The sequence below is a fragment of the Streptomyces sp. NPDC014889 genome (assembly GCF_043081205.1).
Lineage (GTDB): Bacteria > Actinomycetota > Actinomycetes > Streptomycetales > Streptomycetaceae > Streptomyces.
In genome coordinates this window covers 80,857-92,883 of the sequence record NZ_JBIBWH010000002.1, presented here as the reverse complement: position 1 = coordinate 92,883, position 12,027 = coordinate 80,857, and the positions used below count along the sequence as shown (strand labels likewise).

General features: G+C 71.0%; 15 protein-coding genes and 1 tRNA gene. 2 read left to right on the top strand and 14 right to left on the bottom strand.

The genetic code is table 11. The annotated features are described in order from the left end of the window. Positions 1-22: 22 nt before the first annotated feature. Both ACF09J_RS03505 and ACF09J_RS03500 read right to left on the bottom strand, forming a co-directional pair. Positions 23-2,587 carry an MFS transporter gene (locus tag ACF09J_RS03505; protein WP_392303705.1) on the bottom strand — a complete coding sequence of 855 codons (2,565 nt, stop codon included), beginning with the start codon at positions 2,585-2,587 and terminating at the stop codon, positions 23-25. A gap of 13 nt (positions 2,588-2,600) precedes the next feature. Then, on the bottom strand, positions 2,601-3,095 hold the full coding sequence (locus ACF09J_RS03500) for a MarR family winged helix-turn-helix transcriptional regulator (protein ID WP_392303704.1): 495 nt from the start codon (positions 3,093-3,095) through the stop codon (positions 2,601-2,603). Positions 3,096-3,369: 274 nt separating this feature from the next. On the opposite strand from ACF09J_RS03500, the gene ACF09J_RS03495 reads away from it, so the two are divergent. Further along, positions 3,370-3,564, top strand: coding sequence for a hypothetical protein (locus ACF09J_RS03495; protein WP_392303703.1), 195 nt, complete (start codon positions 3,370-3,372; stop codon positions 3,562-3,564). A 206-nt stretch (positions 3,565-3,770) separates the two neighbouring features. On the opposite strand, the gene ACF09J_RS03490 is transcribed toward ACF09J_RS03495, so the two are convergent. From ACF09J_RS03490 to ACF09J_RS03455, 8 genes are all read right to left on the bottom strand, one after another. After that, complete coding sequence (locus ACF09J_RS03490; RefSeq protein WP_392303702.1) at positions 3,771-4,691, bottom strand: RNA polymerase sigma factor SigF; 921 nt, start codon at positions 4,689-4,691, stop codon at positions 3,771-3,773. 246 nt (positions 4,692-4,937) lie between these two features. Next, entirely contained in the window at positions 4,938-5,891 is a 954-nt protein-coding gene (locus tag ACF09J_RS03485) for an RNA polymerase sigma factor SigF (protein ID WP_392303701.1), read from the bottom strand. A 201-nt stretch (positions 5,892-6,092) separates the two neighbouring features. Continuing rightward, on the bottom strand, positions 6,093-6,386 hold the full coding sequence (locus ACF09J_RS03480) for a Dabb family protein (protein WP_392304161.1): 294 nt from the start codon (positions 6,384-6,386) through the stop codon (positions 6,093-6,095). Next, complete coding sequence (locus ACF09J_RS03475; RefSeq protein ID WP_392303700.1) at positions 6,386-6,562, bottom strand: hypothetical protein; 177 nt, start codon at positions 6,560-6,562, stop codon at positions 6,386-6,388. Before ACF09J_RS03475 ends, ACF09J_RS03480 begins: the two co-directional genes overlap by 1 nt. Before the next feature lie 122 nt (positions 6,563-6,684). Then, positions 6,685-6,769, bottom strand: a tRNA-Ser gene (locus tag ACF09J_RS03470). A 67-nt stretch (positions 6,770-6,836) separates the two neighbouring features. After that, positions 6,837-7,268: a tRNA adenosine(34) deaminase TadA gene (tadA, locus tag ACF09J_RS03465; RefSeq protein ID WP_392304160.1), complete on the bottom strand. Its 432-nt coding sequence runs from the start codon at positions 7,266-7,268 to the stop codon at positions 6,837-6,839. Positions 7,269-7,351: 83 nt separating this feature from the next. Continuing rightward, positions 7,352-7,882, bottom strand: a complete 531-nt coding sequence (locus ACF09J_RS03460; protein WP_392304159.1) for a hypothetical protein — start codon at positions 7,880-7,882, stop codon at positions 7,352-7,354. Between the two features lie 279 nt (positions 7,883-8,161). Then, the gene (locus ACF09J_RS03455) at positions 8,162-8,398 is read right to left on the bottom strand and encodes a hypothetical protein (RefSeq protein WP_392303699.1); all 237 of its coding nucleotides are present in this window, start codon (positions 8,396-8,398) and stop codon (positions 8,162-8,164) included. 150 nt (positions 8,399-8,548) lie between these two features. On the opposite strand from ACF09J_RS03455, the gene upp reads away from it, so the two are divergent. Continuing rightward, positions 8,549-9,184: a uracil phosphoribosyltransferase gene (gene upp / locus ACF09J_RS03450; protein ID WP_141359975.1), complete on the top strand. Its 636-nt coding sequence runs from the start codon at positions 8,549-8,551 to the stop codon at positions 9,182-9,184. Between the two features lie 69 nt (positions 9,185-9,253). Here the strand turns inward: upp and ACF09J_RS03445 are convergent, their stop codons facing one another. From ACF09J_RS03445 to ACF09J_RS03430, 4 genes are all read right to left on the bottom strand, one after another. Beyond that, complete coding sequence (locus tag ACF09J_RS03445; protein ID WP_392304158.1) at positions 9,254-9,880, bottom strand: LytR C-terminal domain-containing protein; 627 nt, start codon at positions 9,878-9,880, stop codon at positions 9,254-9,256. A 152-nt stretch (positions 9,881-10,032) separates the two neighbouring features. Beyond that, positions 10,033-10,329: a type II toxin-antitoxin system VapB family antitoxin gene (locus ACF09J_RS03440; protein WP_004943146.1), complete on the bottom strand. Its 297-nt coding sequence runs from the start codon at positions 10,327-10,329 to the stop codon at positions 10,033-10,035. Between the two features lie 149 nt (positions 10,330-10,478). Next, positions 10,479-11,150 (bottom strand): HdeD family acid-resistance protein, encoded by a 672-nt coding sequence (locus ACF09J_RS03435; RefSeq protein WP_392303698.1) that lies wholly within the window; start codon positions 11,148-11,150, stop codon positions 10,479-10,481. Between the two features lie 102 nt (positions 11,151-11,252). Next, positions 11,253-11,921 carry an HhH-GPD-type base excision DNA repair protein gene (locus tag ACF09J_RS03430; protein ID WP_392303697.1) on the bottom strand — a complete coding sequence of 223 codons (669 nt, stop codon included), beginning with the start codon at positions 11,919-11,921 and terminating at the stop codon, positions 11,253-11,255. Between the last annotated feature and the right edge of the window lie 106 nt (positions 11,922-12,027).

Below are 12,027 nucleotides of genomic sequence, written 5' to 3'. Positions count from 1 at the left end.
TCATGGGCACCCTGGCCCGGGGTTACTCGCCGGGGTGGGCGAGCTCGATGTCGTGGTCGTCGACACCGGGTCCGGTGACCGTCAGGGCGGTCGCCACGGGCGGGTAGCCCGTCGCGATGACGGTGTAGTCACCGCCGTTCAGATCGGTGAAGGCGTACGCCCCGTCCGCACCGGTGGTGGACGTGCCGACCACGTTGCCCGCCGCGTCGACCAGGGTCACCCTGGCGTCCGCGAGGGGCCCGTGCGGAGCCCGGACCACGCCCTGCAGCCGCGCCCCGGCCTCCAGATCGATCTCGACCCGGGTGACCCCGGTGCCGCCGACCTCGACCGGCAGCGCCCGCGGCCGGTACCCGGCGGCGTTCACCGCGACGGTCACCGCGCCCGGCACCAGCTCGGCGAAGGAGAACTCGCCGCTCTCCCCGGTGGTCCCGGTGGCCAGCAGGTCGCCGCGCACATCGGTGACGATCACCATGGCGTCCTTCACCGGCAGCCCGGATCCGGCGGCCCGGACCACACCGCCCAGCCCGCTGGTGCCGCTGAGCAGGATGTCGTACGCCACCGGCCCGCTGTTGACGACCACCGTGGACGCCTGCGGCTGGAAGCCGTCGGCGGAGGCGATCAGGACGTACGAGCCCGCGCCCGGCGCGTCCACCGTGTAGGCGCCGTCGGCCTGCGCGACCGACCGGCCCAGCTGGCGGCCGGCCAGCGAGATCAGCGTGACCGCGGCCTGCGGCACCGGCGCGCTCTCGGCGCCCCGGACGAAGCCGTGCACCGGGATCCCGCCGCCGGCACCGGCACCCGGCGCACCGGGTGCCACCGTGGCGACCGCGGCCGGCCGCTGCGTGCCCTCGGGACCGGTCCCGGCGCCCTCGGTGGGGGAGGCGGCCATCGCCCAGCTCGGCACCCGCTCTCCGGCGGAGCCGGGCGCCGTCTCCAAGGAGCGGGCCTCGGCGACGACGGGGGCGGCGGCCGGGTCGACCGGCGCGGACTCGGCCTCGGCGGTCTGCGCCAGCCCGCCCTTGGTCCGCAGCGGGACCTCCTTGATGAACAGCGAGACCAGGAAGGCCACCGCAGCCAGCGCGGCCGCGATCAGGAAGATGTCGGCGATGCCGTGCCCGTAGGCGCTCTCCATGACCGTGCGCAGCGGCTTCGGCAGCGCGTTCATGTCCGGAATGGTGTCGCTCGAACCGGAGGCGGACAGGGCGGCCGCGTACTTCGGGCTGAGATCGGCCAGGCCGTCCCTGACGTAGTCGGTGATCCGGTGGGCCATCACAGCGCCGAGCGCCGAGACGCCGACCGCACCGCCGAGGGAACGGAAGAAGGTGACCGTGGAGCTGGCCGAGCCCAGGTCGCTCGGGGCGACCTGGTTCTGCGTGCACAGCACCAGGTTCTGCATCATCATGCCGATGCCGAGGCCCAGCAGGGCCATGAAGACGGCCGTCTTCCAGTACTCCGTGTCGTAGCGGATGGTGCCGAGCAGGCCGAGACCCGCCGTCACCAGCACGCCACCGCTGACCAGCCAGCCCTTCCACCGTCCTGTACGGGTGATGAACTGCCCGGAGACGGTGGAGGAGACGAACAGACCACCGATCATCGGGATGGTCATGACGCCCGACATGGTCGGGGACTTGTCGCGGGCGAGCTGGAAGTACTGGCTGAAGAACACGGTGCCGCTGAACATCGCGATACCGACGAACAGCGAGGCGACCGACGCGAGCGTGATGGTGCGGTTGCGGAACAGCCGCAGCGGGATGATCGGCTGGCTCGCCTTGGACTCGACCAGCACGAACAGCAGACCGAGGACGATCGAACCGGCCACCATCGCGTACGTCTGCCAGGACAGCCACGCGAACTTGTCACCGGCGAAGGTGACCCAGATCAGCAGCAGCGACACGGCGGCGGAGATCAGGAACGCGCCGCCCCAGTCGACCTTGACCTCCCGCTTCACCACGGGCAGGTGCAGGGTCTTCTGCAGGACGATCAGCGCGATGACCGCGAAGGGCACGCCGACGTAGAAGCACCAGCGCCAGCCCAGCCACGAGGTGTCGGTGATGACACCGCCGAGCAGCGGGCCGCCGACGGTGGCCACGGCGAAGGTGGCGCCGAGGTAGCCGGAGTAACGCCCGCGCTCACGGGGCGAGATCATCGCGGCCATGACGATCTGGGCCAGGGCGGACAGACCGCCGGTGCCTATGCCCTGCACCACACGGCAGGCGATCAGCATGCCCGGGTTCTGCGACAGGCCCGCGCAGGCCGACGCCAGGACGAAGATGACGAGCGCTATCTGGACGAGCGCCTTCTTGCTGTAGAGGTCGGCGAGCTTGCCCCACAGGGGAGTGGCCGCGGTCATCGACAGCAGGGCGGCCGTGACCACCCAGGTGTAGGCGGACTGACCGCCGCCGAGGTCACCGATGATGTGCGGCAGCGCGTTGGAGACGATCGTGGACGACAGGATCGCCACGAACATGCCGAGCAGCAGCCCGGAGAGCGCCTCCATGATCTGCCGGTGCGTCATCGGAGCGCTGCCGGAGGAGCCTCCCCCGTGCTTGGCGTGAGCCCGCACACCGGCTGGTGTGGTCGTTGCCATGGGCTTCCTTTACTTACGTGCTTGCGGGTGTACGGGTGGTCTTGGGGGCAACGGGCGCGGGGATCCGGGCCGGAGCGGAACGGCAGTCGCCGAAGCTGTCGCGCAGGCGCGCCATCAGCCGGATCAGCTGGCCGACCTCGTCGTCGGTCCAGTCGCTCAGCCGCTCGCTGAGCAGGCGGGTGCTCCGCCGGGTCAGCTCGTCGAGCTGGTCGAGACCCGCGGGCGTCAGGCGCAGGATGCGCGAACGCTTGTCCGCCGGGTCCGGGATCCGCTCGATCCAGTCGCGCGCGGCGACGTGCGCGACATGCCGGCTGGTCACCGACATGTCCACGGCGAGCAGCTCGGCGAGCTTGCTCATGCGCATGTCCCCGTGGCGGCCGAGCAGGGTCAGCACGGCGGCCGAGCCGGCCGGGCAGTCGGGCGGCAGGATCCGCCCCATGTCCCGTTTCACGGCTCCGACGGCACTGAGCTGACGCGCGAGCTCTTCGTACTGCGCCTGCTCGGCCATCACACCTCCCCGAATTCGTTGCTCAGGGCAACCGTAGGGGTGGTTGGTTGCCGCAGGCAAACAAATCGGGCCTCAGCGGTGCAAAAAGTTAGCAAAGGCAAGTATTGGCGAATGTAAATCCGCAGGTGGGGTGGGGTCCACCGGTCCGCGACCAGGACGCGACCCGGCCGGTGTCCGGGAACCCGTCCGGCCGCCCCTTCCTCAGGTCCCCGCCAAGTGAGCCGCAGGGCCCCGCGCTTGGGCGGCGGCAGCGTTTTCGCTAGGGTCTCGGGCCATGGCTAACACCCAGGGCCCGCAGGGCAACTACGACCCCGCCGGCAGCACCCAGATGTTCCGCGCGTTCGTCGACGACGCGCCTCCCCAGAGCACCCAGCAGCAGGCTTCCTCCGGCCCGCGCATCGGCCTGATCGTCGGTGTCGTCGTCCTGGTCGCGGTCGTCGCGGCCGTCGCCTGGCTCGCGCTCAAGTAGGGCGGACCACTCCTTCTCCGTACGACTTCGCCGGCCCCGCCGCCCCCGCGCGCGCGGCCGGGAAACGGCTCCCGGACAGACCGCGGCCGCCGACGCGCCCGCAACGGCGCCTCGGCGGCCAGGAGTCGACGTCACCACGGCATCGCGCCGTGCTGCCCGTCGCACGTCCGGCGCCCCGTCGGGCGGGACGGGCCGGACCGTGCGGATCAGTCGTTGATGAGCCCCTCCCGCAGCTGTGCCAGGGTCCGGGTCAGCAGCCGGGAGACGTGCATCTGCGAGATGCCGACCTCCTCGCCGATCTGCGACTGGGTCATGTTGGCGAAGAAGCGCAGCATGATGATCCGGCGCTCCCGGGGCGGCAGCTTGGCCAGCAGCGGCTTGAGCGACTCGCGGTACTCCACGCCCTCCAGCGCCGTGTCCTCGTAGCCGAGGCGGTCGGCCAGGGAGCCCTCGCCGCCGTCGTCCTCCGGGGTCGGGGAGTCGAGCGAGGAGGCGGTGTAGGCGTTGCCGACCGCGAGGCCGTCGACCACGTCCTCCTCCGACACGCCCAGCACGGTGGCCAGTTCCGTGACGGTCGGGGAGCGGTCGAGCTTCTGGGAGAGCTCGTCGCTGGCCTTGGTGAGCGCCAGTCGAAGCTCCTGAAGGCGCCTGGGCACGCGCACCGACCACGAGGTGTCGCGGAAGAAGCGCTTGATCTCGCCCACGACCGTCGGCATCGCGAAGGTCGGGAACTCCACGCCCCGCTCGCAGTCGAAGCGGTCGATCGCCTTGATCAGGCCGATGGTGCCGACCTGGACGATGTCCTCCATCGGCTCGTTGCGCGAGCGGAAACGGGCCGCCGCGTAACGGACCAGCGGGAGGTTGAGCTCGATCAGGGTGTCCCGGACGTAGGCGCGCTCGGGACTGTTCTCGTCGAGTGCGGCGAGCCGCAGGAACAGGGAGCGGGACAGGGTGCGGGTGTCGATGGTCTCCGAGGCCGGCGGGGCCGGCGCGGACGGAACAGCCGGGGCGGGAGCGGCCTCGAGGGCCGCCACGTCGTCGAGGGCGTCGAGCGGCTCGAGCGCCGGGGAGGGCGTCTCGCTCTTCGTGAGCGTCAGCACCTTGGAGCTGCCCTGGTCTGCGGACATGCCACCCCCTCTGGGTCGCGGGACGGTCGCGGCCACGCTCTCTGACGAGGAGAACGCAGCCCTCACCTGAATACCGGAGCCGAAGCCACGGCAAACGCGCTTCCCGCAGAATGTCACATGTCGGCAACGCGCTGTAGGGACTTGTCGACAAGTCAGAACGGAATCGACCCTGGAAAGAAGGGGTCTGACGACTTTTCAGCCCGAAGATGTCGGGAACAGCCCTGATGGGTGATTCGCTCGTGCCGGTTACGCCTCGATCCTGTTTGCGGATCGCAATCGCTGGAAGCTACGCGCGAGTAGCCGGGACACGTGCATCTGGGAGACACCGAGCTCCGCACTGATCTGCGACTGGGTGAGATTGCTGTAGTAGCGCAGCAGCAGGATCCGCTGTTCCCGCTCGGGAAGCTGGACGAGGAGATGGCGGACGAGGTCGCGGTGCTCGACGCCGTCCAGGGCCGGGTCCTCGTAGCCGAGCCGGTCGAGCAGCCCGGGCAGTCCGTCGCCCTCCTGGGCCGCCTCCAGGGAGGTCGCGTGGTACGAGCGCCCGGCCTCGATGCAGGACAGCACCTCCTCCTCGGTGATGCGCAGCCGCTCGGCGATCTCGGCGGTCGTGGGGGAGCGGCCGAAGGCGGTCGTCAGGTCCTCGGTCGCGCTGTTGACCTGCACCCACAACTCGTGCAGCCGGCGCGGGACGTGGACCGTGCGGACGTTGTCGCGGAAGTAGCGCTTGATCTCGCCGACGACCGTCGGCATCGCGAAGGTCGGGAACTGCACGCCCCGGTCCGGGTCGAAGCGGTCGATGGCGTTGATGAGACCGATGGTGCCGACCTGGACGACGTCCTCCATCGGCTCGTTGCGGGAGCGGAAGCGGGCGGCCGCGTAGCGCACGAGCGGCAGGTTCGCCTCGATGAGCGCCCCGCGCACGCGGGAGTGCTCGGACGTGCCGGGTTCGAGCTCCTTCAACTGGGTGAAGAGCACCTGCGTGAGGGCCCGGGTGTCGGCGCCGCGGCGCTTCTCCGGAGCCGGGGCCGGGGTGGGAGTCGCAGTCGGATCCGCGGCCGCGGTCGCGGTCGGGGTCGGGGTCGGGGCGGTCGGAGTCGAGGCCGGGGCGGCCGAAGTCGGGGCCGTGGTGGCCGGAGTCGGGGCGGCCGGTGCCGGGGCCGAGACGGGATCCTGGGGCGGCGCAGTCTTGGCCGACACGGTCAACGCCACCTCTTCGTCGATCAACTCATCCGTCAAAAGCGGTCATAGCATCACAAGACAGGTGCATCGTGTTCAAGCACCGCATATGCACGTGTTGAGGGATGAAATAGGGCATAAGACGTCGAAAAGCCCCGCACCGTTCCGATGCGGGGCCGAGCGTGCAGCCGTACGGCCGTAAGACTGAGACGGTACGGGCCGTCAGAACTCGTAGTCGGCGATCACCCACGTGGCGAACTCGCGCCACTGGGCCACGCCGGCCTGGTGGGCCGGGTGCTCCAGATACCGGCGCAGCGCGTCCGCGTCCTCGACCGCCGAGTTGATCGCGAAGTCGTGGGCGATGGGCCGGTCGCTGACGTTCCAGCCGCACTCCCAGAAGCGCAGGTCCTCGATCTGCCCGCCGAGGGCGCGGAAGGCCTCGGCCCCGGCGACGACGCGCGGGTCGTCCCGCTCGACGCCTTCGTTCAGCTTGAAGAGGACCAGGTGGCGGATCATCATTTTCCTCCGTTGGCGGCCCACGTCATGAAGTCGCCTATCGCCTTGGCGGCGTCCGAGATGCCTTCGAACCCTATCTCGACGTAGCCCGCAGCCCCCTTCGGATCTGTGATGATCACATACAGCACGAAGACCACGATCACATAGACGGCGATCTTCTTGGCGTTCATCACCATCGCGGCCTCCCCCTGTCGCTGAATCCCTGTCGCTGAGTTGCCTTGAGTCGGTACCGTCCGGGCCGAGCGCTGTAGATGATCGCACGAAGGGCCCCGTCCTTGCGGACGGGGCCCTTCTCGAGCGGTAGCGGAGGGATTTGAACCCTCGGTGACTTGCGCCACACTCGCTTTCGAGGCGAGCTCCTTCGGCCGCTCGGACACGCTACCGAGGGAGACCTTACAGCACACCGGGCCGTGGTCCGAAATCCGTTTCCGTCCCGCCCGGGGCCCGGGGTCAGCGGCCGCGGAAGAAGTCGGTCAGCAGCGCGGCGCACTCCCCGGCGAGCACGCCCTCGACCACCTCGGGCCGGTGGTTGAGCCGCCGGTCCCGTACGACGTCCCACAGGGAGCCGGCGGCGCCCGCCTTCTCGTCACGGGCGCCGTAGACCACCCGGTCCACCCGGGACAGCACGATCGCCCCGGCGCACATCGTGCACGGCTCCAGCGTGACCACCAGCGTGCAGCCCGAGAGCCGCCACTGCCCGGTCCTCGCGGCGGCCCGCCGGATGGCGAGCACCTCCGCGTGGGCGGTCGGGTCGCCGGTGGCCTCGCGCTCGTTGTGGCCGACGCCGAGCACGGTCGTGCCGTCGTCGGCCAGCAGGACCGCGCCGACCGGCACGTCCCCGCCCGGGACGGCCCGCCGGGCCTCGTCCAGAGCGAGCCGCATCGCGGCCCGCCAGGGGTCCCGCACGGGGTCCGGGACCCCGGCCGGGTCCGGAGTCCCGTTCGCCCGCAGCGCGCCGGCCCCGGTCAGCGGACGGTCTCCAGGACCTCCGAGGCGCCCAGGGCCTCGGCGATGGCGCCCAGCGCGTCGTCCGGGTCCAGGGTGCGCAGTTCCTTCGGGCCGACCCCCAGATCGTCGAGGATCCCGCCGTCACCCAGCGGGCTGTGCGTGATGGCCTCGCCGGACGACTCATCCTCGTCCTCGGCGGACGCCGGTTCACCCTCCTCCGTGCCGTCGAGGTCGAGGGAGTCCAGGTCGGGACCGTCGTCGCCGGGATCCCGGCCGAGCAGTTCGTCGGTGAGCAGGATCTCGCCGTACGAGCTGCGGGCGGCGGCGGCTGCGTCGGAGACGTAGATACGAGGGTCGTCCTCGCCGTCCACGCGGACCACGCCGAACCACGCGTCCTCCTGCTCGATCAGGACGAGCACCGTGTCGTCGTCGGTCGAGGCTTCCCGGGCCAGGTCGGCCAGGTCGGCCAGCGTCTCCACATCGTCGAGCTCCGTGTCGCTCGCTTCCCACCCGTCTTCGGTGCGCGCGAGCAGTGCGGCGAAGTACACCGTGACTCTCCCACTGGTCATAGGCGTGCCGGTTGGGGGTCCCCCCGGCGGAGGTTCTGGGCGGGGGAGCTGGGCTCCGAGCCCCACCCACTCGGAATCGTGGCAGAAACAAGGCCTTCAGGGGACGTCTTCGGCTCCCTGTGTCCGGCAGTTTTACCGCACGCCGGTAAACGACTCACCAGCGCACACGTTGCCGCCACCAGCGGATCGTACGCGGCTTTCCTCCGGTGGCCACGCACACCCACCGTCGGTGGCGTCCGTGCGGGTGCAGGTGGCGTCCTACCAGCGGAACGTGCGCATGCGCATGGCGTGCCGCAGCCGGGCGGTCCTGGCGCGGCGGGGCTGGACGCGGTCGCGCAGGGCCCGCGCCTCGGCGAGATCGCGCAGGAACCGGGCCCGGCGGCGGCGCCGCTCGGCCTCGGAGTCCACCGCGCCGGCCGTCTCCGGGATGTCCGCCGTCTCCCGCCGCGCGCGCCGCGAGAGGTCCTTGTCAGGTTCCCGTTCCCGATCACGCATCGGCTCACCACCCCAGTCCGTCACTCCCACCTTCCCTCCGATGGTGGGTTTGATGCCACAACAGCGCACGGTGGCGGGGGTGCGGCCCCGGCCGCACCCCATGGGGCAGCGGGCGGGCGGGCCGGATCGGGGCCCGATTACTCTTGGCTCATGCGTCTCCACGTCGTCGACCACCCGCTGGTCGCTCACAAGCTCACCACGCTGCGCGACCGCCGCACCGACTCCCCGACCTTCCGGCGGCTCGCCGACGAACTGGTCACCCTGCTCGCCTACGAGGCGACCCGCGACGTGCGCACCGAACAGGTCGACATCAACACGCCGGTCGCCCCGACCACCGGCGTCAAGCTCTCCCACCCGCGGCCCCTGGTGGTGCCGATCCTGCGGGCCGGCCTCGGCATGCTGGACGGCATGGTGCGGCTGCTGCCGACCGCCGAGGTGGGCTTCCTGGGCATGATCCGCAACGAGGAGACGCTCCAGGCCTCGACGTACGCCACGCGCATGCCGGAGGACCTCTCCGGACGTCAGGTCTACGTCCTGGACCCGATGCTCGCCACCGGCGGCACGCTGGTCGCGGCCATCCAGGAACTGATCAAGCGCGGCGCCGACGACGTGACCGCGGTCGTCCTGCTGGCCGCCCCCGAGGGCGTCGCCGTCATGGAACGCGACCTGGCGGGCACCCCGGTGACCGTGGTGACGGCCTCGGTCGACGAACACCTCAACGAGCACGGGTACATCGTCCCGGGCCTCGGAGACGCGGGCGACCGGATGTACGGCGCCGCCGAGTAGCCCCGGCTCACCGTCCGACGCCCCTCAGCCGACGCGTTCCGCGGCCGTCCGGCGGCCGGCCTCGGAGCCTCAGCAGCCGCTCTTCTCGGCGGTTGCCTCCGGCTGCGGGGCGGTCAGGGCGGTCAGCGCCTCGTCGGCGGCCGCCTGCTGGGTCAGCGCCTTGAAGCCGGTGCCGATGATCAGGTCCACGTCGGTGCCCTTGCGGGTGTCGGTGCGGCTCTCCGCCCCGGCGAGCTGGGTGGCGAGGACGGGCAGCGAGGTGTTCAGCGAGGACGCGGGGCCGAGGAGGAGTCCGGCGCCCTTGACCTTCTTGTCGAAGGTCTCGGTCGCGTTGCCCACCTGACCGATGCGGAAGCCGCGCTTCTTCAGCTCGTCCGCGGTCTGCTTGGCCAGTCCGCTGCGGGGCGTGGCGTTCAGGACGTTGACCGTGATCTGGCCCGGCTTGGGCAGCGCCCGGGCCGCGTCCGTCGCCGACGGGCTCGCCGCGGGCGATGCCTTGGTCGAGCAGTCGCTGCCGGCGCCGGCCGCCGAGGCCTTCCTGCCGCCGGTGAAGACGTCGATGAGCTGCCACGTGCCCCAGCCGAGCACGCCCAGCACCGCGACGGAGGCAACGGCGAGGAACGCGAGCCTGCCGCGTCGCCGGGGCTTGCGCATCCGCGGGTATCTGTTCCCCGTGATCCGGTACTTCCCGCCCATGCCGGGGGGAGTCAGCATGCTCATGGGCGCAGCGTAGTGGGCGTGAGCGGTGATTCCTACTAGATGATCATTGGTGGCCGCTCAGCAGAACCCAAAAGGTCCAAACCGTCGTCGAACGGCGGTCCGGAAGGCGGCCTTGACGGTCCGGCAGCTCAGTCCAGTTCCAGTACGCGCGCGTGCAGCACCTGGCGCTGCTGGAGCGCCGCCCGCACCGCGCGGTGGAGGCCGTCCTCCAGATACAGGTCGCCCTGCCACTTCACGACATGCGCGAAGAGGTCGCCGTAGAACGTCGAGTCCTCCGCGAGGAGGGTCTCCAGGTCGAGCTGCTGCTTGGTGGTCACGAGCTGATCGAGGCGGACCGGGCGCGGCGCGACGTCCGCCCACTGCCGGGTGCTCTCCCGGCCGTGGTCGGGGTACGGCCGGCCGTTTCCGATGCGCTTGAAGATCACACGGAGAGCCTACCGGCCCAGACCATCCGGGCGCAGCCCGGCCGCCGGAGTGCGGCGCTGGAAATGCCGCGCCAAAACCGGGCGAACCGGGAAGGGGGTGGAAGTTCTCGCCGTGCGACGGTTGTGCACAGGCTGTGGACAGCGGCTGCTCACGCGGTACGCGGGACGCGCTGGGCGTGCCCGTGGATGCGGAAGGCGGTGACGATCTCGAAGATGCCGACGACCACCAGCCACCATCCGCCGAGCACGATGAGCAGAGCGGCCGACTGCAGGGGGGAGTCGATCAGCACGATCCCGGCGATGAAGGTGAGCACACCGAGGAAGATCTGCCAGCCGCGCGCGGGCGCGCCGCGGTCGTGGACGGCGGCGATCGTCAGGGTGATGCCGCGGACCAGCCAGCCGATGCCGATCCACAGCGCGAGCAGCAGGATCGACTGCGTGGCGCCGCGGAAGCACAGCAGGCCCAGCAGGATCGACAGGGTGCCGCTGATGAAGGCCAGCACGCGCAATGAGGTCGTCTTGTGGGTGCCGAACGCGGAGACCAGCTGGAGCACGCCGCTGACCAGCAGGTAGATCCCGAAGAGGACTCCGGCGGCCAGCAGGGAGGCGCCCGGCCAGAGCAGGACCAGGATGCCGAGGATCAGCGCCGCCGCACCGGTGGCGAGGACGGCCTGCCAGGCGGCGTGGGACATCAGGTGCAGGGGCCCTTCCAGCGGTGGTTCGACCTGAGGGGGCGGCGAGGTCCGCGGGTCCCGTGCGGCGTGGACGCGGCGATCGTCGTACCCCGCGCCTTCGGGGCCGCTGCTCGGTGGCTCGCTCATGGTCCATGCTGCGAACGGGCGTGCGCCCGCCGCCACCCGGGACCGGCCAGTCGGCTGACGTCCGCCGCAGGGCCCACCCGGGGCGTGCGTACCGCCGTCCCGTCACTTCCCGGAGGACTTCGACCCCTTACTACTCGTACTACTCGTACTGCTCGACTTGCTCGACTTGCTCGGCTTCCCGGCCCCGGCCGACTTGGCCGCCTTGGCCGCCGCCTTCAGCTCCTGCTTGTGCGCCCGCACTCTGGCCAGCGACTCGGGCCCGGTGATGTCGGCGACGGACCGGTAGGAGTCCGGCTCGCCGTACGCTCCCGCCGCTTCCCGCCACCCCGTGGGCCGCACACCGAGCTGCTTGCCGAGCAGCGCCAGGAAGATCTGCGCCTTCTGCTTGCCGAAACCGGGCAGCTCCTCGAGCCGACGCAGCAGTTCCCGCCCGCTGCCGACGTCCCGCCAGATGGCCTCGGGGTCGCCGTCGTAGTGCTCGACGAGGTACTGGCACAGCTGCTGGATCCGCTTGGCCATCGACGCCGGGTAGCGGTGCACGGCCGGCTTGTCCGACAGCAGCCGGGCGAAGGTCTCCGGCTCGAAGGCCACGATCTCGTGGGCGTCCAGGTCGTCGATGCCCATGCGCCTGGCGATCGTCGCCGGCCCGGTGAACGCCCACTCCATCGGGATCTGCTGGTCCAGCAGCATGCCGACCAGCGCGGCGAGCGGACTGCGGCCGAGGAGCGCGTCGGCCTCGGGGTCCTGGGCGAGGTGAAGGGTGACGTCCATGTCCCGATGGTCGCCCGCCGGACGGCGCGACGCAGCCGGAGGACCCCGGAGGACGCGGGGATCCCCGATCAGCAAGACTCGGTGAGCAGAACGCCGCCTTCGTCCG